We start from the raw sequence: 22,138 nt of genomic DNA on the forward strand, positions 1-22,138 counted from the left end.
TCTCCTCCTTATTTCATCATTGGAATGTTAACGCCTTTTTCTTTCGCAGTTTCAACAGCTAAGTCATACCCAGCATCTACGTGACGAACAACACCCATACCAGGGTCAGAAGTTAATACGCGTTCAATACGTTTTGCTGCTGCTTCTGTTCCATCTGCAACGATAACCATTCCAGCGTGAAGTGAATACCCCATACCAACGCCGCCACCGTGGTGAACAGACACCCAGCTTGCACCGTTTACACTGTTAATTAATGCATTTAAAATTGGCCAGTCTGCTACTGCATCACTACCGTCTTTCATCGCTTCTGTTTCACGGTTTGGAGATGCTACTGATCCGCAATCTAAATGGTCACGACCGATTACGATTGGTGCTGATAATTCACCATTTGCCACCATTTCATTAATGATGCGACCAAATTTCGCACGCTCACCGTAACCTAACCAACAAATACGTGATGGAAGACCTTGGAATTCAACTTGCTGACGAGCCATACGAATCCAGTTACATAAATGTTCATTATCAGCGAACTCGCGTAAAATTACTTCGTCTGTTTTATAAATATCTTCTGGATCACCAGAAAGTGCTACCCAGCGGAACGGTCCTTTTCCTTCACAGAATAATGGACGGATAAATGCTGGAACGAATCCTGGGAAATCGAATGCATTTTTCAAGCCTTCATCGAAAGCAACTTGGCGAATGTTATTTCCATAATCAAATGTAATTGCGCCTTTTTCTTGCATTACAAGCATTGCTTCTACATGTTTTGTCATACTTTCTTTTGATAATTGTACGTAACGTTCTGGATCTTCTTCACGAAGTTTCGCTGCCTCTTCTAACGTATAACCTACTGGAATATAACCGTTTAATGGGTCATGAGCAGATGTTTGATCCGTAACTAAGTCAGGGATAATATTACGATTTACTAACTCAGGTAAAATTTCTGCTGCATTGCCTAATAATCCAATTGAAATAGGCTCTTTCTTCTCTTTATACTCGTTTGCAATAGCCAATGCTTCTTCTAATGATTCTGTATACTTATCACAATATCTCTTTTCAATACGACGATCGATACTACGCTTATCTACATCAATAGCAATGACAACACCGCCATTCATCGTTACAGCAAGAGGTTGTGCACCACCCATACCACCTAAACCAGCAGTAAGTGTTAATGTACCTTTTAATGAACCTTCAAAATGTTGACGAGCTGCTTCACCAAATGTTTCATATGTTCCTTGTAGAATCCCTTGTGTTCCAATGTAAATCCAGCTACCAGCTGTCATTTGTCCGTACATCATAAGACCTTTTTTCTCTAGTTCTCGGAAGTGATCCCAATTCGCCCATTTTGGTACTAAGTTTGAATTCGCTAACAGAACACGCGGCGCGTCTTCATGTGATTTAAAAATGGCAACTGGTTTTCCTGATTGAACAAGTAACGTTTCATCGCTTTCTAACGTTTTTAATGAATCTACGATTGCATTGTAGCTTTCCCAGTTACGAGCTGCACGGCCAATTCCACCATATACAACTAATTCTTCTGGTTTTTCAGCTACCTCAGGATCTAAATTGTTCATTAACATTCGAAGTGCTGCTTCTTGCACCCAACCTTTCGTTTGTAACTCTGTACCTCTTGGCGCGCGAATTGTTTGTTGTACTTTTTCCATTTCAATCTCTCCCTTTTCTCATTTTATAGTGCTGCGTTTACATCTAATCTTTCTTTTATCGAATAATTCGTTTTTAACCAATGCGCAATATTTTCAATATCAGTTGAGAATATGCGGTCATTTGTAATAGAAGGTACTTGTTGACGGCCTTGATGGTAGAAGCTCTTCGTCACTGCACTCATGTTTTCAATACCGCGATATTCTGCTGCTTGCATTGCACAAATCATCTCAATTGAAAGAACACGTCTTGCATTTTGAATGATCTGATGTGCATGGCGTGAAGCAATTGTTCCCATACTTACATGATCTTCTTGGTTAGCAGAAGACGGAATTGAATCTACACTCGCCGGATGTGCTAACGTTTTATTTTCAGAAACTAGTGACGCTGCAGCATATTGCATAATCATTGCACCTGACTGTAGTCCTGGTTCTGGACTTAAAAATGGTGGTAAATCATTTAATTGCGGATTTACTAAACGCTCAATACGACGTTCTGAAATATTTGCAAGTTCTGCCATTCCTACTTTTAAGAAGTCCATCGCAAACGCAATCGGTTGACCATGGAAATTCCCGCCCGAAATTACTTTTTCCCCACCATCAAAGATAAGCGGATTATCTGTTGCTGCATTCATTTCAATTTCTAATTTTTCTTTCACATAATTTAAAACTTGCCAAGAAGCACCGTGTACTTGCGGGATACAGCGAAGTGAATAGGCATCCTGTACACGTAGTTCTCCTTGTTTTGTTGTTAATTTACTATCATGAAGAATGTCACGAATTCTGCTTGCTACTTCCACTTGCTCTTTATAACCACGTGCTTTATGAACATTTTCATCAAATGCATCAATAATGCCTTGTAACCCTTCAATTGTCATCGAAGCAATTAGTTCAGCTTGATACGCCGTTGCTTCTGCTTCTATATAAGAAAGAACTCCTTGTGCCGTCATCGCCTGCGTACCATTAATTAACGCAAGACCTTCTTTCGCTTCAAGTTCAATTGGCTCAAGCCCTTCTTCTGTAAGAGCAACCATTGCATGAACGCGTTTCCCTTTATAGAACACTTCACCTTCGCCTAATAATACGAGCGCGAGATGAGATAAAGGCGCTAAATCTCCACTTGCACCAAGTGAACCTTGTTGCGGAACGACTGGATGAATTTTACGATTTACAAACTCAAGAAGCATATTTACAACAAGCGGCCTTACGCCTGATACTCCTTTAAGCATCGTGTTTGCTCGTAAAATTAACATTCCGCGCGATACTTCTTCAGAGAATGGATCACCAATCCCGCATGCATGTGACTGAATTAAATTATGCTGAAGTGCCTTTACATCATCTTTTTGGATAAGCACATCACTAAACTTTCCAAATCCAGTTGTAATTCCGTAAACGACTCTTCCGTCCTCTACAATTTTCTCAACTACTTCGCGGCACTCCGCTACCTTTTGCATACTAGTTGGACAAGCTGTTACACCTTCTCCTTCCAGTAATAACCTCTTCATTTCTTCAACTGTCAATGTATGTCCTGTTAACGTAATCATCATTTTTCCTCCTTAAAAAGGCAAAAGGGGACCTTATCTTTTTAAGACAGACTTCTGTCCTAAAAAAGTAAGGCCCCCTTCTAACTAATAGACTATGGGCAAATCATATGTGATTAATTCCTAAACCAATCGCCTCATGCTCAGATCCTTTTACAGGTGCACCAATCGTTCCATATAATGCAACAGCAACCCATTCGCCTTCTTTTTTTCCGTCGTATGGTGTACCGCGCACAATCGCAAAACGAAGTCCTACTGTACGAAGAACGTCTGCTAACTGAATTTGACCTCTCGTCACTCCGTACAAAGCTTCCATAATTGCATGATAAAGTGCATGTGTTTCTCTGTAAACGTCTGTTTCAATAACTTGGTTGCTTTTAGCCGCTGTTTCCATTGCTGCGACAACCTTTTGCGAATTCATTGAACCCACTTTCCCCGTACAATACTTCCAACCTTTTGGAATGGATAATACAGGACTTTCATTCTCATCCGCAAGTGCCAACAGCATGGCCATACGACCAATTCGATGTGTTCCTTGAAGAAGCATGTGACTCTCTCATTTCTTTTGAATTATTTGAATATTACTTAATTTAAGAATATATGAAAACATTTAAATCGTCAATAGTTTAAAATCATATTCAAATATTTTTTTCATCCCCATAATTTTGTGTACACAAATGATTTACACAAAATTTCCAGACGTGCTATAGTCTCACTAACAGATGCAAAGGGGCGAAATTTCAGTGACAAAACGAAAAGATATTCATTTTCGAATTGAAGAGAAATTACTTGAAAGGTTTGAATTAGCACTCCATTACGAAGGTTTAAAGAAAACAGATGTATTAACGCACGCAATTCAGCAATTTTGCACGAAAGTGGAATGCGAAAAGATGAATGATGTAAAACGCCAATACAACGTAAGTAACCATTTACAAACACGTATTAATACGCATAAACATTATGAAGAAAAACATGTGAATTTAGATGAAGTCGTCATGGATCATTTACAACTTCAAGGAGATGAAAAAATATTAGAGGTTGGGTGCGCTAACGGGAGTTTCCTTTCCCTATTACAAACTAACGGTCATACAGGACATTTAACAGGTTTGGATCAATCGAAAACGATGCTTTCTGAAGCTACAATAAAAAATAGCATAATCGAGTGGAGACTAGGTGACGCTGGTAAACTTCCTTTCGAAGCTAATTGCTACGACTGGATCGTCGCAAGACATATGTTATACCACATGAAAGACGTCGAAAAAACAATCCAAGGATTCCATAAAGTAATACGTCCTGGTGGCTCACTTTTAGCTACAACAAATTCTGACGTTACATTACCTCGTATAGTTGAAATGTGTAACCGCATGTTAGACGCATTTGATTTACCGAAAACAACATCTTCAGTCACGCCATTTTGTTTGGAAAATGGTAAAGAGATATTACAGTCTGTTTTTCCAACTGTTGAAGAAGCAGTTATTCATAATGCTCTCGTTTTTCATCATGCTACTCCGATTGTAAACTATATTTCTAGCATGTTTCCGTCGCTAAATATACCTGATAATACATACCTTCACACGGAAATGAAGGTATGGCTAAAAGAAGAAGTAGAAAATGAATTGTCACTTCATAACGGTATATGGCGTGATCCAAAAACGTTAGCCATTTATCAATGTCAAAAAGAAAACAGCTAGCATTTGCTAGCTTTTACACGTTTTCTCGTAAAAGTTTCTCCATTACTACATTGCCTTTACCACCATAAAAATCTGTATTATGTTCGTCTGCCACTCCAAAATAAGAGGCAATTGCTATTCCGAATGGTACAAATGCATGCCCTTGTGCTGTAATGATATTTGAGTGTTGCACAACTTCTTTATACACGAAATTTTCTATTGGAAAACAATCGAACTTTTGATAATCTATAGTCGCAGTATAAGAAATCCCCTTAAATAAGCCCGCTTTTGCTAGCGCATACGGTCCAGCGCAAATTGCCGCCACTAATTTTTCTTGTTCATGAAATTGACGAATGATTGAAAAAAGAGATTTTGCATCTTCCAACTGTACTTCTTCTCCACCTGGAATAAGTATCCCCTCATACTCATCTACACATACTTCACTTACTTCTATATGCGGCTGCACTTGCAACCCAGTTTCACTTATAATCAATTCTTTTGTTAAGCCCGCTGTTATGATTTCATACTTCGTTTTCAGCAATGCCGTTGCTACTGTTATTTCAAACTCTGCAAATGTTGGGTATACAAATAAAAGTATTTTTTTCATAGCCCTCTCTCCTTTAACCAGTACATAAAATATACCTCTAGATCGTCCACTGTTAATCTATTCGTATCCAAATAAGTTACAGGAAATTGTTTATACCAATCTTTTTCCGTTTCTACTAATTTAAATTGCTCCTCAAATGTACTTCGTTTTCTTGTCCTATCGTTATTTTTTCTATCATATACATTCTTTTTCGTCACATCTAAATAAAAAATGGCATCTGAACGACATTCTCTTAATTTATATAATTCACCTTTCAATTCAGCTTCTATATCCCACTCTTCCCCTATAATCGTTGGATAAAAGAGTGTAAAAAACTCAATGTCTTCTGGTCCGCGATCAAAAATTACGACTGAACCTTTCACATTTTGAAACTCCTTAATTTTTGCTTCAATAAACATTTTTTGATTTATGATAAACCCTTCTTTTGAATTCATATCCAAATTTAATCGCTTTCGCTTTTCTACAATTGGATAAGGATTTTCATATATAACCGAAAGCCCACATCTCTCTAACCTTTTAGCCAATGTTGTTTTTCCGCTAGCCATCGGCCCTTGCAGTGAAATTACGTATACCATACCTCTCATTCCCTTACACTTTAGTACACCTATAATATACAGAATTTTTAAAACTCTCAACATTATATATATCATCTTGTTTCTTATTCCTATCTAACTTATAATAAAAAATAGAGATTATGACGGACGCATCAATAATGTAAGCTTGGAAATCCAAGCTTACATTATTTTTTGCTTTCCCTTTTCGAATAAAAAGAGTATACTAGATTAGAACGTATGTTCTTAATGATTACATACAGTAAGGAGATAGAACAATGGTATACGACACAAAAGCAATTTCTTGGAATGAGTCTTTAAAACAACTTCAACGCCGCTATACAAACAAACAAGTTGACCGAAAAGAATTTGAGGATATTGAACTGATGGAATTCTTCCGCGATAACGACTACATTTCTTTACCTACACATATAAGCGGCCTATCAAAAACACGTTTTACTTCTTACTCTATTTTCACAACTGAAGATAAAGATCGTAAAGTTGGCACACTTATTATTGAGTATGTTGAAGACGATAATAATAATTTATGTGTTGAACAACTATACTTCGTTTAAACTATAACGCTTGGTCAAAATGACCAAGCGTTCTTGCTTTCTATGAATCTCACTGTATATAATATGAATAAAAGAAAACCGCTATCATTAAGGGGGGATATGCTTGCTCGAAGGATGGTTCAGTTGGTTCATTGTATTATGGACGGTTATTTTATTAGGGCTTATGTCTATCGGTGGATACTTTATGTTCAGAAAATTTTTAAAACGATTACCAAAAGAAGACGGCATGTCCATTTTGGATTGGGAAGAACACTACATAAATAAAACGAGACATTTATGGGCTGACGAACAAAAACAATTGTTAGAAGAGCTTGTAAGCCCTGTTCCAGAACTATTTCGCGATGTTGCAAAATCAAAGATCGCTGGAAAAATCGGGGAACTTGCATTACAAGAAAATGCCTCTCGAATTACACAAGACTTAATTATTAAAGGATATATCATTGCCACACCAAAGCGTGATCATAAATTTTTAATTAAAAAACTACAAGAAAAAAAGATTGATTATTCTAACTATAAATCTTTACTCGCAAAGTAACTCCATATTATTTTCGATAAAAAAGACAGCGCCTTTAACGCTGTCTTTTTATTTAGTACATATACAGTTTTTAAGTTAGCTTCATATCTTTTTCATTATAAAAACCATCTTCTTTTTCCATTTCCTTCTGTAATTTCGTAAAGGAACGATACATTGCAATTCTCCATGACACAATCATCGCAAACGCAAGTAAGAAGAACATGCCACTAAGTTGTCCTAAATCAAGAGATTGGCTTAAGTATGTTTTAAATACAATCCGCACGACAAGTAATCCAATTAATATAAAAACAAAGGCTTTTGAACGCTTCAAATAAATCTCTTGTCCTCTAATTTCAAACTTAGATGTTTTAATAAGAAAAATAGAGAAAATCAAACCGACACCAATTGCTTCTAACATTTCTGCTGGAGTTAATCGAAATTCAGGAAAAACATACATCAATGCGCCCGTACTCATAAAAAATGGCGGAAGTATAATTTTTTTCAATGTTGCAGGTTTCTTAGCTGCTTTTAAACGAATAAACATCGCACCGACAGCCATACAAACAGCAACGATACTGGATAAAACAACTATGTTCATATTTTCTCATCCTTTTTTGTGGCTATATGCAAAATATACTTTCATTATATGCTTTTCCGTTAGTATTTCCAACATTTTCGCAGAATAATACTAAAAACCGGTAAAACCACCAAATAAACTTGAGAAATATACGATAATTTTCGTCATCCAGTTAAAGTATAGGAAGACACCCATAACAATCATAATGTATCCTCCGACTTTCATGAAGGCCATACTATTTCTTTTAATCCAAGACATTTTCGTAATAAAAAATGACAGTACGAAAAACGGGATAGCAAATCCAAGTATGTAAGCAATCATGTAAATCATTGCTGATTCTGGGTTTGTTGCTGCTAATCCAATTACGGACACTAGAATTGGTCCGGTACATGGCGTCCACCCTGCTGCAAAGGCTAATCCAATTAGTACTGATCCAAAATAGCCACTTGGACGATTTTTAAATGTAAATTTACGGTCTTGCATTAAAAATTTCGGCTTAAACACCCCGACAATAATTAAACCGAACACGATGATAAAGATACCACCTAACTGTCTGATTAAATCTTTATAGTCAGTAAAGATTCCTCCAATAAAACTTGTACCAAATCCAATTGCAATAAATATAATTGAAAATCCAAGTAAGAAAAACGCTGTATGTATCATACTTCTTTTGCGAAGCATTGCATTTTCTTCTTTCAATTCAGAAACCGACATACCTGTTATGTACGATAAAAATGCCGGATAAAGCGGTAAGCAACATGGGGAAATAAATGATAAGAACCCGGCGCCAAACGCTAAAAAAATACTAATATCTTGCATCATTCCACTCCTCTCCCTAAATATTGTAACAAAAACACATAAAAATACTATGAACAATTCGTGAAATCACTTTTACAACGTGGCAATAAGAAAAAACATATTTCCTCACAGTTTCTAATAAAACGTTTTCATTTCCTTCTATTATATAGAAAAAACTCAAATGCATTATGAAACTCCTTTAATTGTTATTAACATAACAAAGGTAACATAGTTTCTCAAATAATTAGCACGCTACTAGTACGTCTATTTACATATTTGTTTAAAAAATATTTTTTTCAAATGCTGTCTCTATACAATGCAAAGTTGATTTTATAATACTTCTACTATTAATAATTTCAAGATTATGCATAAATATCATACTTTTATTATTATTCTATAAAATGTCATACTTTTCTTTCATTTGACCCTTTATTTCTAATTTTGTATACTTCCCTCTAGTTATATATTTTCGATACGGAACAACTTCATATAGATGGGAGGAATTTTTCATGCTTCGTTATTCTCTTTTAGTTTTATTAGGAGCGTGTAGTTATGGAATTTTAGCTATTTTTGTTAAGCTTGCATATGCAGAAGGATTTTCACTCGGAGAGGTAATTGGCAGCCAATATTTGTTCGGTTGGATTATTTTGCTTGCTATTACACTTCTATTTTCTAGACATCGCGTTCCTTTAAAGCAAGCATTACTTTTATTCGTTGCAGGAACATCTGCAAGTTTTACCGGAATTTTTTATTATGCCTCATTAAAAACTGTACCAGCTTCTATTGCAATTATTCTTTTATTCCAATTCGTTTGGGTCGGAATTATCATTGAAGCAGTCGCAACAAAAACATTACCTTCAAGAGAAAAAGTTATTTCTGTTATTTTCTTACTTGTAGGGACATTTTTATCAAGTGGTTTACTAGAACAATCAGCAGGTGCTTTCGATACGACTGGAATCATTTTAGGTTTATTATCTGCTGTTACATTCGCAACATACATTTTCGTGAGCGGAAAAGTTGCTGTTGAAGTACCTTCATTACCGCGCGGTGTTCTCTTAATGACTGGTGCTTTAACTTTAGTCATGATTGTATTCCCACCAACATTTATTTTTAATGGTGCCATTTCTCAAGGTCTTTGGAAATACGGTTTAGGATTAGGAACATTTAGTATCGTCATTCCATCTATTGCCTTTACAATCGGGATTCCAAAAATCGGTTCTGGCTTAGCGACTATTCTTGGTGCAGCGGAACTACCAGTTACAACAATTATGTCCGTATTCGTTTTAAAAGAGGCTGTACTATCTTCACAATGGTTCGGTGTATCACTTATATTAATTGGGATTGCAATCCCGCAAATTGCATACGCAATGCGTGGACGTTATCGTAAACATCCTACGCATAAAAAAGTCGCAGCATAAAGTGAAACTTTAATTAGTTGAACCAATCGGGCTTTTATGGGATAAACGAGAGAGGATTTTCATTTGAGAATCCTCTCTTTTATTGTTGTATACTTATGATAACTATTTTGCTGAAGAAAGAAGGCATACTACATGGTATCTATTTCAAATCAACTAAAAGAAAAACTTATTTCCATCCGTCGACATTTACATGAGTATCCAGAACTATCATATGAAGAGTTCGAAACAACAAAAGCAATAAAAAATTGGTTAGAAGAAAAAAATATTACTATCATTGATTCCAATTTAGAAACAGGAATTATCGCTGAAGTGTCTGGTAATAAAAACGGACCAATTGTAGCAGTTCGTGCTGATATTGATGCCCTTCCTATTCAAGAAGAAACACATTTGTCCTATGCATCTAAAGTACGAGGGAAAATGCATGCTTGTGGACACGATTTTCATACAGCTGCTATTTTAGGTACTGCTTTCTTATTAAAAGAAAGAGAATCTTCCCTAAATGGAACGGTTCGCTTCATATTCCAACCAGCTGAAGAAAGTAGTAATGGCGCTTGCAAAGTTATTGATGCTGGACATTTACGTAATGTGCAAGCGATTTTCGGCATGCATAATAAACCTGATTTACCAGTAGGTACAATTGGCATTAAAGATGGTCCACTGATGGCTGGAGTTGATCGATTTGAAATTGAAATTCACGGAGTTGGTACACACGCGGCTGTACCAGATGCTGGCGTAGATCCTATTGTCGCATCCTCTCAAATTGTGATGGCACTGCAAACAATTGTAAGCCGAAATATAAGTTCATCTCATAATGCGGTTGTTAGTGTTACAAATATTCATGCAGGAAATACGTGGAACGTGATTCCTGAAAAAGCTACGTTAGAAGGAACGATTCGCACGTTCCAAGCTGAAACACGTGAAAAGATTCCAGCACTCATGGAGCGTATTATTAAAGGTGTATCTGATGCATTAGGTGTAAAAACGAAATTCCGTTTTTATTCAGGTCCTCCTGCTGTTCACAACGATAAAGCTCTTACAGACTTATCTACTCAAGTTGCCACAAAGATGAATCTTAATATCATCTCGCCTAGTCCGTCAATGGCTGGAGAAGATTTCTCATTTTACCAACAGGAAATACCAGGTTCATTCGTCTTTATGGGAACGAGCGGTACACATGAATGGCATCATCCTGCTTTTACAATTAATGAAGAGGCACTGCCTATAAGTGCAGAATACTTTGCTTTACTAGCCGAAAGAGCACTTAAACAATTCTCATAAAAAAAGCCGTTCAAAGTGCATCTCAGCACCCTGAACGGCTTTTCTTATTAAGTTAAATCACGTTTTAAAAACACAGTATATGAAATACATAAAAATACGAACAAATAAAGCAGTAACATACATGATGCAAACGGGAATGTTACTCCATCAATAAAACTTCCATTCTTTGAAATACTATATAAATCTGTGTTTGCTGGCAATAAATATTTCGCCCAGTTATATCTAGTGGCTGCTAATAACGCAATATTGCCTGATAAAGCAAGGAATAGTGAAATACCAATTGCACCTCCACTAGATCTCGTTAACACAGAAATCATAAATGCAAACGATGCATACACAACCGTTGGTAACCACGATAAAACATAATATTTACTTGCTTCCACAAAAATATTTTGTTTTATTATATTTCCATCTTGGAAAATAAACTCACTCCATGCAGGCTGTTGGAATTTATAAATAACAAGTCCACATAAAGCGGAGAAAATCATATTAAATATAAACAATAAAGCTGCAAATATAACAATTGCTAAAAACTTTGCTGTTAAAATTTTAAATCGACTCGCCGGACGGATTGTTAAAAATTTATATGTTCCCCAGCTATATTCATTCGCAAAAATTGTACTTGCATACACGAGGATAAATGGGAGCAAAATTGGAAATACGATAAAACCTGTATCTCTCATGAAAGAAAGTGGAGAACTGCTTGCCGGTGCTGTATCCGTATCTAAATGCTTCATCTTAAGCTGGTATTCTTTTACAAGCTCATCCCCTGATTTTTCTGCTAAAATAGCTTCTTTTTTCATGCCAAGCTTTTTCTCAATTTCTACAGTACGTTCTGTATAATCTACTTTCCATCCTTTTGTTTCCGGTTCAAAATACTTTACCGTAACCCACCCTAATCCGATTATTAATACTGCAATAACCGCAAATGGAATAATCGTTCGCTTCCGCTTAAATATTTTATACAGTTCGTTATATACTAAATTAAACAATATCTTTTCCCCCTGTTAATTCTAAAAATTGCTCTTCTAACGTTTTTCTTTCTTCATATACACGATACACTTGAATATTTTTCTCAAGCAATGTACGAATAACATTTGGGATTTCTTCATCTTTTACGTTAATAATTAATTCATTATCCTTTAATAAAACATCATGCCCTAACATTTCCGCTGCTTTATTCGCATCATCTACACGTATACGGATCGTCTCCATCTCTTCACTTTGACTATGCTGAATATTTTGCGTAGCCACATATTCCCCGTGCTGAATAATGATAACTCTGTCACACATTAATTCAACTTCTGAAAGTAAGTGACTCGATACAAGTACAGCTTTTCCTTGTTCGTGTGCAATTTTTTTTATGTACATTCTCATTTCATGTATTCCACTAGGGTCTAATCCATTCGTCGGTTCATCTAGTACCAACACATCCGGATCGTGAATAAGCGCCTGAGCGATTCCTAAACGTTGTCTCATGCCGAGTGAATATGCTTTTACTTTACGATTAATTACTTGTCCCATTCCTAACAATTTCACTACTTCATCGATACGTTCTTCGGTCACATTACCATTCATTCGTCCGAAATATGTTAAATTTTCATACCCGCTCAAAAAAGGATAAAATTCGGGTGTCTCAATTACCGCCCCAATTTTCGCAGCGGTTTTTTCAAATTGCTGTTTCACAGATTGACCATCAATCCATACTTCACCTTCTGTCATACGGATCATACCAACCATCATTCTCATTAAAGTCGTTTTTCCAGCACCGTTTGGTCCGAGTAAACCGACAACCTCGCCTTTTTTCACTTCAAAACTAATATTTTGTACAAGTGTCTTTGAGCCGATTCGCTTCGTTAACCGATCGACTTTTACAATTGATTGTTCATTTGTCATTCTATACAACCTTTCCTTCCCATTCTTTGTCAGGTCTTTTCACTGTAACATGATTATTTTTATGTGTAAAATAGAAAAAAGCATGATTTCTCATGCCCTTTCTTTTAATCGCAACGAATTTTCATCTTTTAAACTTCGAACAAATCGATAACATTGCATCATCGTTATTAAAACGACAGTCATCATAATTATACTAATAATTACAACTGCATATATTGTAATTGGCGCACTATTTACTCCTTGTATCCCTGCGATTTTCATAAAGATAACCGTGAATAATTTCAAAAATAGCATCCCATTAATTAATCCGAAAACAAATGCTGCTCCATAAATGAATAATTGCTCCTGACATAATAAACATAGTACTTCTTTTCTTTTTATATTTTCTGCTACATAAGATGTAAACTCCTCTCTCCTCACTAGCAAAAGGGAGTACATCATTTTATATGTAGTAAAAATACATATGAAAATTAGTACAATAAACAGTGTGTAAAAATACATTTGAAATACAAATGCATCCCCTACTTTCAAAATAGCTCCTTCATTAAATTGTAACGATATCATAAAAAACAAAATCATAGTACTCATAGCAATCCACATAAATTGCTTCATCCTTTTGGTAGCAAATGTTCTAATATTTTTTCTCGCTAACCGACATAAAGACATAAAATTCTTCCCCTACCTTATTACATACGCATTCTATACTACTAGTGTATAAAAATATGACATTTTAAACATCGCACTACAATCGGAATTTCTTCTAAGTCTTTAGTCCTATAAAACGAAATGATAAAAAATCACATTTAGAATATAATTGTAAAAAGGAGGAGATTGCATGCGTATAAAATTACTATCAATCTTGTGTTTATTATTACTCACAAGTTGTAGCCAAATAAAAAACAATGAAGTTGCCATTGTTGAGCCATACAAATTAACAAAAGAGCAAGCTTCTATTTTACAAATGACTCCTTTTCAAGAAGGAAATAGCATATTTTATAACGTTACTCTTAAAAATGATAAAGATGAAATAAATGCTACAATTGATTATTATAACAATGGTAAAAAAACAAAAGAAATTGCTAATATAGCTACCTCACATTTTTCAAAAAAGAAAGTAAAGCTTTCTTTTTTACCGCCACATTTCCAATTCGATAAAGATATACAAGAAAAAAGGCAGTGGTATCTGAATATTGAAGGTGGTTCAACACTTGTTCCTGAAGAAGCGCCACCAAGCGTAAATAGCTCTGCAACTACTACAATCCAATCTATAAAAAATTTAAAATACAATCAAAAAACAACTTTAGCTGCTGTAATCCAAAGCAGTAAAAAAACTGTAAGCGTTCCTACCATTGATGAAGAAACAGGTATTGATCTACTCTTAAAAGAAAATGAACACGTTTATCTATTTAGTATCGAGCTAAAAAAAGAACAATAAAGCGGAAATGCAACTTAAGTTGCATTTCCGCTTTATTGTTTAATAAGGTGTACTTTTATGGATTTGAATTAAATCCATATTCTGTTACTACTATTGCTCATCTTCTACTTCTATTCTTTTCTTCTCTCTTGCAATTTTTAAAAACTCTAGCAGCTCTGGATTACTATTCATTTTTTTGTAAGCCACTGACATTTCTGCAACAAAATTAGAATCATATAACTCTTTATATACAACTTCTGTTTTATATAACTTATTTGCCGACACGGGTATTACTGTAATTCCAATCCCTGCTGCTACAAGCCCCATAACTGTTTGATACTCTGTTGCTTCTTGTACAATACGCGGACTAAATCCAACTTCTCTGCAAAGAGATAAAATTGTATCATACAAAGCTGGCCATACTGGTCTCGTAATAAATACAAACGGCTCATCTCGTAAATCTTCTATATGTATTTCATCTTTCTCTGCAAGTGGATGTGCCTTTGGTAAACATAAGGTGCAAGATAACCTTTGAATTGGCTCTAATTCTAATAATTGTGTTGGAATTGGTGGACGTAAAAAGCCAATATCGATACGGTTATCATGAAGTGCATGAACTTGATCTGGTGTTGACAATTCATGTAATGCAACAGACACTCTCGGAAATTTTTTTCTATATTCCCTAACAATTGATGGTAAAATATCATATATCGCCGCACCTACAAAACCAATTGAAAGTGATCCTACTTCTCCCCTTTGCGCACTTTGTGCAACTTCTACTGCTTTTTCAATTTGTTCAAACGCCTTTTTTACTTCTTTTAAAAACATTTCTCCTGCTTCTGTTAGTTCAACCTTTCTTTTCGTTCTTGAAAATAATGTAACTCCCATTTCTTTTTCTAATTGCTGTATTTGTTGACTAAGTGGTGGTTGTGTCATTTGTAAACGAGCAGCCGCCCGTCCAAAGTGTAACTCTTCTGCCACAACAACAAAATATTGCAAATGCCGTAATTCCATTTTTGGACACCCTTTTCACTTTCGATTAATATGTCTAATATATTAATAACATATAATTTATATATTAGACAAATATTTTGAATGAACGTATAGTAGAAATTGTTAATTCTTTTTTACAATTTTTATGTAAAAAAAGAAAGAGGTGGTTACTGTATGAAATGGTGGAAGTTAAGCGGACAAATTTTATTACTATTTTGTTTCGCTTGGACAGGTGAATGGATTGCAAAACAGGCACACCTCCCAGTTCCAGGAAGTATAATCGGTATTTTTTTATTATTAATTTCATTAAAATTTAACCTAGTTAAAAAAGAATGGATACAGGACGGAGCAGATTTTTTATTAAAAGAACTTATTTTATTTTTCATCCCTTCTGCAGTCGCTGTCATACGTTACAGAGATACACTAACACAATATGGAATCGATCTCATTTTAATTATTATGATTAGCACTCTTTGCGTTACCTTAGTTACAGGACTTTTAACAGAATTGCTACTAAAGCGGAAAGGATCAACGCAATGATCGGATTTCTTTGTTTACTATTAACACTATTCACATATTGGCTATCAAAAAAAATGTATCAACGATGGAATTGGAGTCTACTTTCTCCTCTTCTCGTCTGTCCCATTATTTTAATTGCTTTATTGCTCGGATTAGATACACCTTATGAAACATATGAATCTGGTGGTCACTGGTTAACTGAATTATTAAAACCCGCAACAGTTGCTTTTGCATGGCCAATCTATAAATACTTTGATTTATTAAAGAAACATGGAATGGCTATCTTACTTAATGTCATTGTCGGTTCGTTTTTATCAGTCATTACTTCAGCACTACTAGCAAATTATTTTCAAATTGATTCATCACTAGAACATAGTTTAGCGCCACATATCGTAACAACACCAATCGCAATGGCTATTTCAGAAATGATTGGTGGTATGTCACAATTAACTGCTGTATTTGTCGTTTTAACTGCCTTAACAGGAGCATTGCTCGGTCCTTCTCTCATACGTATTTGCCGTATTAAAACAGCAATCGCAAAAGGTATTATGTTAGGAACGAGCGCAAATGGAACCGGTACATCAAAAGCATTCGAAATCGGTCCTGTGGAAGGAACAATTGCAAGTTTATCCATGCTTTTAACAGCAGGCGCTAGTTTAGTTATCGTTCCGCTTTTCTTGTCTTGGATACATTAAAGAAGCAAGTATTTACATACTTGCTTCTTTATTTATATATTGGTACAGCAATTCATAATCCTCTGGAAAAGCTAAACACAATTGTTCAACTTCATGTATCCCTTTCCAAGCAATTTCATGTATTAACTCATCAGGATCTTGGATTTTCATATTACCGCCTATTTGTTTAACAAAATAATAATGGACATACACTGGAACACCGTATGTAATACCCTCTTTTTCATATATTTTATTTACAACTTCCACATTGTAACCTGTTTCTTCCCAAACTTCCCTGATACAACATTCTTCTAGTGTCTCTCCCTTTTCAAGTCCTCCACTTGGGACAGACCACCTTTTTTCTTCTCCCTCTTTTCCCTGCAGTACCATTAAAACTTCATTTTTTTCATTTACACATACCGCTGCACTACCTATCCATCTCTCCATAAACATCCCTCCCCTACTAAAATTCGCCTTCTTTATTATTTTCCCCTTGAAAAAAAGAGGAAAATAATAAAACAATGACGAAAAGTTACATCAACTTCATAGACAATCCCTTCTTAGAAATTAAAAATGGAAGGATGAAAATATGATTTCTAATTATGTTGTGGAATGTGTCTTTTGTGAAGAAAATCGAAAACCTCGCCAAGCTATTGTCACAGTTCCCGCCACTACTCAGCTACTAGCCCTTGAAAAAGTGCGCGCGGAATGCAAACGTCGCTTCGGAAAAACTGTATTATTGCAAACAGAAATTAAAGAAGAAATAATTTTCGAACAAAAAGAAAGCTGACCATAAATTGGGCAGCTTTCATATCCGATCATATTTTCACATGAAGATTAGGGGCATCCTCTTTAAGGATCGGGATTTTCCCATTATGTACGTTCCATAATGGTCATCGAACAATATATTTCTATGCAATTAACTATTGAATAGAATAGGGCAAAACTTGTTCGCATTTTTAGAAAAGGGATAGGGATATAATTCAAGTAGTACTTCGAATACTCGAACTTTACACTCATAATATTAAAACAAATCCTTTTATATGGGAAATATGAATTACCTATATAATTCATTCGTAAAATATATTAATAGTTTGCTATATTAATTTTATCCCGCTATTTGTAAGCAGTAACCCCCTACTGATTATAATTTCACTTTATTCCATCAATAGCATACACCCAGCTAAAACCGGTGTCATAATCATCGAAAACCTCAAAAGCGTTCGCGGTGCATAATTTGTAAACTTCGCGCCAATGTATGCCCCTAACATGGTCCCAATCAATACTTGCAATAACAATATATAATCTAAATATCCTTCCGAACTATATCCTATCCCGCCTCCAATTGCAATCGGTAATATAACAAGCATTGTTGTCCCTACAGATTGCTGAATCGTAAGTCCCAATAGAACCATTAATCCAAGTTGAATAAACGGTGCAGAACCAATCCCAAATGAACCAGCCATCATTCCAGTAACTAATCCAAGGCATACACATTTCAACAAGTAGTTCACGGAAAACTCTTTATGTTTATATAAAGACGACTTTTCTTTGTTTTGGAACATAATTAATTTAATAAACATAAAAATTGCCGATAAAAATAACATCCCAGCTGTAAACCAATGAAGAAGATGTGCTGGTATAAGTGAACCAAATTTAGAACCAATATAAGAGCCAATTGCGCCAAATCCCCCAACAATCCCGCCTATAATAAGTGCAACATTGCCTTCACGGTAATGACTTACAACACCTGATAATGTCGTAAATGCCATTGCAGTTAAAGATGTTGCAAGAGCAACATGAATAGGAATTTGGAATACTAAAGTGAGTATCGCGATAATAAACCCAGCTCCTCCAGCTCCAACAAATCCTAATAAAATACCCATTACTAACATTGTTATAATTATTGCCACAGACTTTCCCTCCAGTAACACAATTATCCATCATATTTATGCTTACATACAAATAAAAAGCATCCTAGATGGATGCTTTTTATTTCAATGATATGTACTTAATCTTGATTAATCAAAATAACTGCTGGACCAGCGACCACCACTCCAGCTACTTCTATCTTTTCAAATTCCTTTACTGTAATAGAGATAACTCCTTCTCTTTCCATCAATTCTTTACTCAGGACATCAGTCGGGATTGCTTTCACCGTCTTACCTCCTTTTCATTTATACAATATGATAAAGTGAAACTTTAATGAGTGGGGTTTTTGTCCGTACTTATTAATTATTACCCCTCACCAATCGGACTAATAATCACCCAATGCATCTATATATATGCATCACCTCCGCTTTCATTCCTTATTCCACTCAAAAACCTTCTCCCCCTTCCGTGACATATTGAAAAATAAAAAAGAAGCTATAACATATAGCTTCCCTCTACGTTTCTTTAATCTTTATGCACCGTATATTCCATGACTTTTCCATCTCTATCAAATTGGAAAACAAGCTGTTCGCTATCTATTGGAATAAAGCCACGTTCAGTCCCAAGATAATACAAAGTGGTAACTCCTTCTTCCCCACTTCTCGTTTCCGTTGGAGCTCCTAACAATTGGATAATTTCTTCATTTGATTTCCCTATTAATTTATATTTTTGTAATAGATCATCTACCATATGTACCCGCTTATCTGCATGATTTAACCATCTATTTTGATTAAACTTTGATGTATATTCATTTACACTTAGTTGTACAGTGCACACTATTAATGGTATGAGTGCTACTATTAAAACCCCCAACATTTGCTTCTTTTCTTCATTACGATTTTTAGAAACATATAAAATAGCCCTTTGAATCATGACTAATAAAACAAATGGTATGAATACTACAAAAATGCTCCTTACACTTAAGGGTATATGGACCATATCAATGACGAATATAAATACAATGTACATTACTATATACAAACAAAAATATACATACAAAATGCCACGTAGCATAGCGTTCAGAAAGATCTCCCCTTTTAACTCACTATATAATTCATCCGGCTAATCATTTCTCGAATCTGTTCTAATTCTTGCACTGTATATACTACTTTCCCTGCTAAGATTTCATTTCTGAAGAACGTTACAATTTGCTCCCGATCTTTTAATCTAGGTGTTTCCTCACTAGAAAGATCTATTATTTCTTTTCCATTTTCATTATAAAAATATACAACTGGTTTTACCTTTTCTTTTATACTATTAGCCTGCATTTCTTTCAAACAATTGTATAAAATTTGAGATAGTTTCTTCGCCTTATATACTGGATTTCCTTCATTTTTCACTTGCATAGTTGACGAATCTTTACCTACTATATATTCAAATGTCTCTTCTTTTTCAACTTCTTGTTGATACTTACCCATTTCATCAATCATAAATGAATATATACCAGCATTTTCTTTCGTTAAACCATGAATTAATTTCTCTTCCCATTCTTTCGTCTCAAGTAGATAAATACCAGTTTTGCACAAGATGAGATGATGGATTCGATTATCGTTTATTTCACTATTATTTTTAATAAAAACATTCGGCATGATTTCAATTTCAGCATCTAATATGATGCCTTGCTCTATGAATCCTCGCTTCATATAATGTAATGTTTCGTACGTATTCATTTCAGCGCCGTTTTTAGTATATTCTCGTAAATTTGCAATTAATTTTTGAAACATATGTATTTCGTTATTATGTTTATTTTGTATTTCACTACGTTCTTTACTATGTTGCATAGCTAATTGATTTTTCATCATACGCATATTTTCAATTTCTCTATTTGCACTTACTTGTAAATCATTGTATTTTTTCTGTTCCATATTTTTTAAATTATTTTGTTGTTCTTTATGCTCTATCACCGTAGCTGCAATTTCGTTTTCATACGTTTCAATTGCTTGTTTCTTTTCAAATTCTACTTGCTGACTCTCTGATTCTAACTGTTTATTTTTATAAAACAGCACAAATACTACAGCTAATAATATTAAAACCGCACCTATTAGCACATAATTCATATTTTTACCCCTTTATTTCATTTTCTATTATTTTTTTAAAATATATCTACTATAGTATACTATGGTTTCGATATAGACTTTGTAAAAGTTGTATATTTTTAATAAAGTGAAACTTTAATCAGTGGGGGTTTTGTTCCTTCCCCACTGATTATTAGTTGAACCAATCGGGCGTTTACTGGCAATTGATCCCCCCTAACTTCTTTGCTTCCGCTGAATTTTGAGGTGGGGGGTCTTACCGCCAGTTAATGCGGGATAAAAGGCACCTCTGACGGGGCACCTTTTATTTTCACTCTATTGTACACCATACTGAATATAACTTGGATCGTAGTATATCCATTGATTTGTCCCTAAGCAAAGCCATCCATCTTGCTTACTCCATACTCGATACGATTCACCATGATGTAACTGTCTTATAACATTTCCTTTTAATGATGGAGCGTCACGTAAATTTACATTATCACCAGTAATAGTCGCCACATAATGTTTATACTGAATATAACTCGGATCATTATATACCCACTGATTTGTCCCTAAACAAAGCCATCCATCTTGTTCTCCCCAAACTTCATATGTTTCGCCACGATTCAATTGGCGAATTACACTAGACTGCAAAGATGGTCCACTTCTCAAATTCACATTATCTCCATTAATTATAGCAACCCCGTACACTGGAGTTGCATTATTAGGCGGAGAAACATTCCCTCCACCACTTGCTCCATTCCCTTGTAAAGCTTCTAGTGAAACTGCAGCTGATACATCACAATTTCCTACACCTGAAATTTGTCCAGAATCTGTGTACTGCCATGCTGTCCACGCTGTCCATCCACCAGCATCAGCAGGCGGTGTACTCGAGTATTTAGCAATCCAAAGTGGAATATCACTTAATCCGCTAATTCCGAACTCATTAATATACCAAACTCCTGTATATAACATTACATCTTTTCCAGTAGCCTGTTTCACATAATTTATGAAGCTTCTTGCCCAATTCGATATAGCGCTACCAGTTAAATTACTATTACTCGGATCTTTTGGTGATTCTAAATCCAGAACTGGCATTAAGTCTGTCTGGTTACTTTGTAATATACTCACAAAATATTTCGCCTCTGAAATTGCATCATTTTGTTCTGGACGTGCAAAATGGTATGCACCAATTAATACATTCGCACTTCGGGCTGCTTGTACATTTTTAGTAAAAGTAGGATCAATGTAATTTACACCTTCTGTCGCTTTTGCATACGCTGCTGGAATTCCAGATGCCTTCACTGCATTCCAATCAATATTCCCTTCCCAATGAGACACATCAATAAACGTAACATTTGAACTCGATCTGTTTTGCATATAAAATCTCCTATCAATTTTTTTACTTCGTATACATACAATATGTACAAGTTTCATAAGAGGACACGACATTTATGCTATAGAAACAAAGAGTAAATATATTTTGTATACAAAATAAAAAA

27 protein-coding genes are annotated in these 22,138 nt (G+C 35.1%); 9 read left to right on the top strand and 18 right to left on the bottom strand.

The window, feature by feature from the left end:
* Nucleotides 1-8: 8 nt before the first annotated feature.
* The 3 genes from hutU to hutP form a co-directional block, all read right to left on the bottom strand.
* Complete coding sequence (gene hutU / locus ACO6VI_RS21685) at nt 9-1,667, bottom strand: urocanate hydratase (RefSeq protein ID WP_023522768.1); 1,659 nt, start codon at nt 1,665-1,667, stop codon at nt 9-11.
* 23 nt (nt 1,668-1,690) lie between these two features.
* On the bottom strand, nt 1,691-3,208 hold the full coding sequence (hutH, locus tag ACO6VI_RS21690; protein WP_422424047.1) for a histidine ammonia-lyase: 1,518 nt from the start codon (nt 3,206-3,208) through the stop codon (nt 1,691-1,693).
* Nucleotides 3,209-3,311: 103 nt separating this feature from the next.
* The gene (gene hutP / locus ACO6VI_RS21695) at nt 3,312-3,752 is read right to left on the bottom strand and encodes a hut operon transcriptional regulator HutP (protein ID WP_000926516.1); all 441 of its coding nucleotides are present in this window, start codon (nt 3,750-3,752) and stop codon (nt 3,312-3,314) included.
* 196 nt (nt 3,753-3,948) lie between these two features.
* On the opposite strand from hutP, the gene ACO6VI_RS21700 reads away from it, so the two are divergent.
* Nucleotides 3,949-4,896: a class I SAM-dependent methyltransferase gene (locus ACO6VI_RS21700; RefSeq protein WP_063548373.1), complete on the top strand. Its 948-nt coding sequence runs from the start codon at nt 3,949-3,951 to the stop codon at nt 4,894-4,896.
* Nucleotides 4,897-4,909: 13 nt separating this feature from the next.
* Here ACO6VI_RS21700 and ACO6VI_RS21705 read toward each other — a convergent pair whose 3' ends face one another.
* Nucleotides 4,910-5,482, bottom strand: a complete 573-nt coding sequence (locus ACO6VI_RS21705; RefSeq protein WP_016512444.1) for a DJ-1/PfpI family protein — start codon at nt 5,480-5,482, stop codon at nt 4,910-4,912.
* Nucleotides 5,479-6,066 carry an AAA family ATPase gene (locus tag ACO6VI_RS21710; RefSeq protein ID WP_140157222.1) on the bottom strand — a complete coding sequence of 196 codons (588 nt, stop codon included), beginning with the start codon at nt 6,064-6,066 and terminating at the stop codon, nt 5,479-5,481. Before ACO6VI_RS21710 ends, ACO6VI_RS21705 begins: the two co-directional genes overlap by 4 nt.
* 245 nt (nt 6,067-6,311) lie before the next feature.
* On the opposite strand from ACO6VI_RS21710, the gene ACO6VI_RS21715 reads away from it, so the two are divergent.
* The gene (locus ACO6VI_RS21715; RefSeq protein WP_000262400.1) at nt 6,312-6,608 is read left to right on the top strand and encodes a hypothetical protein; all 297 of its coding nucleotides are present in this window, start codon (nt 6,312-6,314) and stop codon (nt 6,606-6,608) included.
* 103 nt (nt 6,609-6,711) lie between these two features.
* Entirely contained in the window at nt 6,712-7,143 is a 432-nt protein-coding gene (locus ACO6VI_RS21720) for a DUF2621 domain-containing protein (protein ID WP_063548377.1), read from the top strand.
* A 70-nt stretch (nt 7,144-7,213) separates the two neighbouring features.
* Here the strand turns inward: ACO6VI_RS21720 and ACO6VI_RS21725 are convergent, their stop codons facing one another.
* The 3 genes from ACO6VI_RS21725 to ACO6VI_RS21735 all read right to left on the bottom strand — a co-directional run bounded on the left by ACO6VI_RS21725 (nt 7,214) and on the right by ACO6VI_RS21735 (nt 8,684).
* Nucleotides 7,214-7,720 carry a CcdC family protein gene (locus ACO6VI_RS21725; RefSeq protein WP_001028640.1) on the bottom strand — a complete coding sequence of 169 codons (507 nt, stop codon included), beginning with the start codon at nt 7,718-7,720 and terminating at the stop codon, nt 7,214-7,216.
* A 90-nt stretch (nt 7,721-7,810) separates the two neighbouring features.
* Nucleotides 7,811-8,518 carry a cytochrome c-type biogenesis protein CcdA gene (gene ccdA, locus ACO6VI_RS21730; protein ID WP_001152676.1) on the bottom strand — a complete coding sequence of 236 codons (708 nt, stop codon included), beginning with the start codon at nt 8,516-8,518 and terminating at the stop codon, nt 7,811-7,813.
* Nucleotides 8,519-8,534: 16 nt separating this feature from the next.
* Nucleotides 8,535-8,684 (bottom strand): hypothetical protein, encoded by a 150-nt coding sequence (locus tag ACO6VI_RS21735; RefSeq protein WP_002152557.1) that lies wholly within the window; start codon nt 8,682-8,684, stop codon nt 8,535-8,537.
* Between the two features lie 322 nt (nt 8,685-9,006).
* Here ACO6VI_RS21735 and ACO6VI_RS21740 point away from each other — a divergent pair, with 322 nt between their 5' ends.
* Both ACO6VI_RS21740 and ACO6VI_RS21745 read left to right on the top strand, forming a co-directional pair.
* Nucleotides 9,007-9,915: an EamA family transporter gene (locus ACO6VI_RS21740; RefSeq protein ID WP_000947044.1), complete on the top strand. Its 909-nt coding sequence runs from the start codon at nt 9,007-9,009 to the stop codon at nt 9,913-9,915.
* A gap of 132 nt (nt 9,916-10,047) precedes the next feature.
* A complete protein-coding gene (locus ACO6VI_RS21745) occupies nt 10,048-11,193 on the top strand; it encodes a M20 peptidase aminoacylase family protein (protein ID WP_000253676.1) in 1,146 nt (381 codons plus the stop codon).
* Between the two features lie 47 nt (nt 11,194-11,240).
* On the opposite strand, the gene ACO6VI_RS21750 is transcribed toward ACO6VI_RS21745, so the two are convergent.
* The 3 genes from ACO6VI_RS21750 to ACO6VI_RS21760 all read right to left on the bottom strand — a co-directional run bounded on the left by ACO6VI_RS21750 (nt 11,241) and on the right by ACO6VI_RS21760 (nt 13,755).
* The gene (locus tag ACO6VI_RS21750; protein WP_000482759.1) at nt 11,241-12,185 is read right to left on the bottom strand and encodes an ABC transporter permease; all 945 of its coding nucleotides are present in this window, start codon (nt 12,183-12,185) and stop codon (nt 11,241-11,243) included.
* Nucleotides 12,178-13,089 carry an ABC transporter ATP-binding protein gene (locus ACO6VI_RS21755; RefSeq protein ID WP_063548379.1) on the bottom strand — a complete coding sequence of 304 codons (912 nt, stop codon included), beginning with the start codon at nt 13,087-13,089 and terminating at the stop codon, nt 12,178-12,180. Before ACO6VI_RS21755 ends, ACO6VI_RS21750 begins: the two co-directional genes overlap by 8 nt.
* 90 nt (nt 13,090-13,179) lie before the next feature.
* Nucleotides 13,180-13,755 carry a hypothetical protein gene (locus ACO6VI_RS21760; protein WP_000050626.1) on the bottom strand — a complete coding sequence of 192 codons (576 nt, stop codon included), beginning with the start codon at nt 13,753-13,755 and terminating at the stop codon, nt 13,180-13,182.
* Nucleotides 13,756-13,924: 169 nt separating this feature from the next.
* Here ACO6VI_RS21760 and ACO6VI_RS21765 point away from each other — a divergent pair, with 169 nt between their 5' ends.
* A complete protein-coding gene (locus tag ACO6VI_RS21765) occupies nt 13,925-14,524 on the top strand; it encodes a hypothetical protein (RefSeq protein WP_063548381.1) in 600 nt (199 codons plus the stop codon).
* 90 nt (nt 14,525-14,614) lie between these two features.
* Here the strand turns inward: ACO6VI_RS21765 and alsR are convergent, their stop codons facing one another.
* On the bottom strand, nt 14,615-15,517 hold the full coding sequence (gene alsR, locus ACO6VI_RS21770; protein ID WP_000423235.1) for an acetoin biosynthesis transcriptional regulator AlsR: 903 nt from the start codon (nt 15,515-15,517) through the stop codon (nt 14,615-14,617).
* A 153-nt stretch (nt 15,518-15,670) separates the two neighbouring features.
* Between alsR and ACO6VI_RS21775 the strand changes: the two genes are divergently transcribed.
* Together ACO6VI_RS21775 and ACO6VI_RS21780 are read left to right on the top strand one after the other, a co-directional pair.
* Nucleotides 15,671-16,036, top strand: a complete 366-nt coding sequence (locus ACO6VI_RS21775) for a CidA/LrgA family holin-like protein (protein ID WP_000872365.1) — start codon at nt 15,671-15,673, stop codon at nt 16,034-16,036.
* Nucleotides 16,033-16,710: an LrgB family protein gene (locus ACO6VI_RS21780; protein ID WP_000578965.1), complete on the top strand. Its 678-nt coding sequence runs from the start codon at nt 16,033-16,035 to the stop codon at nt 16,708-16,710. Before ACO6VI_RS21775 ends, ACO6VI_RS21780 begins: the two co-directional genes overlap by 4 nt.
* A gap of 12 nt (nt 16,711-16,722) precedes the next feature.
* Here the strand turns inward: ACO6VI_RS21780 and ACO6VI_RS21785 are convergent, their stop codons facing one another.
* Complete coding sequence (locus ACO6VI_RS21785) at nt 16,723-17,136, bottom strand: NUDIX hydrolase (protein ID WP_053563807.1); 414 nt, start codon at nt 17,134-17,136, stop codon at nt 16,723-16,725.
* 142 nt (nt 17,137-17,278) lie between these two features.
* On the opposite strand from ACO6VI_RS21785, the gene ACO6VI_RS21790 reads away from it, so the two are divergent.
* On the top strand, nt 17,279-17,479 hold the full coding sequence (locus ACO6VI_RS21790) for a DUF3903 domain-containing protein (RefSeq protein ID WP_000625226.1): 201 nt from the start codon (nt 17,279-17,281) through the stop codon (nt 17,477-17,479).
* 367 nt (nt 17,480-17,846) lie between these two features.
* On the opposite strand, the gene ACO6VI_RS21795 is transcribed toward ACO6VI_RS21790, so the two are convergent.
* The 5 genes from ACO6VI_RS21795 to ACO6VI_RS21815 all read right to left on the bottom strand — a co-directional run bounded on the left by ACO6VI_RS21795 (nt 17,847) and on the right by ACO6VI_RS21815 (nt 22,016).
* Nucleotides 17,847-18,602, bottom strand: coding sequence for a sulfite exporter TauE/SafE family protein (locus ACO6VI_RS21795; protein ID WP_000974667.1), 756 nt, complete (start codon nt 18,600-18,602; stop codon nt 17,847-17,849).
* Nucleotides 18,603-18,700: 98 nt separating this feature from the next.
* A complete protein-coding gene (locus ACO6VI_RS21800) occupies nt 18,701-18,847 on the bottom strand; it encodes a BC1881 family protein (protein WP_000644411.1) in 147 nt (48 codons plus the stop codon).
* Between the two features lie 239 nt (nt 18,848-19,086).
* Nucleotides 19,087-19,635 (bottom strand): hypothetical protein, encoded by a 549-nt coding sequence (locus ACO6VI_RS21805; protein WP_065484986.1) that lies wholly within the window; start codon nt 19,633-19,635, stop codon nt 19,087-19,089.
* 23 nt (nt 19,636-19,658) lie between these two features.
* On the bottom strand, nt 19,659-20,678 hold the full coding sequence (locus ACO6VI_RS21810; RefSeq protein ID WP_063548385.1) for an NERD domain-containing protein: 1,020 nt from the start codon (nt 20,676-20,678) through the stop codon (nt 19,659-19,661).
* 291 nt (nt 20,679-20,969) lie between these two features.
* A complete protein-coding gene (locus ACO6VI_RS21815; protein ID WP_001181402.1) occupies nt 20,970-22,016 on the bottom strand; it encodes a GH25 family lysozyme in 1,047 nt (348 codons plus the stop codon).
* Nucleotides 22,017-22,138: the final 122 nt, after the last annotated feature.

The sequence above is a fragment of the Bacillus sp. PSXD-155 genome (assembly GCF_049310765.1).
Taxonomy (GTDB): Bacteria; Bacillota; Bacilli; order Bacillales; family Bacillaceae_G; genus Bacillus_A; species Bacillus_A cereus.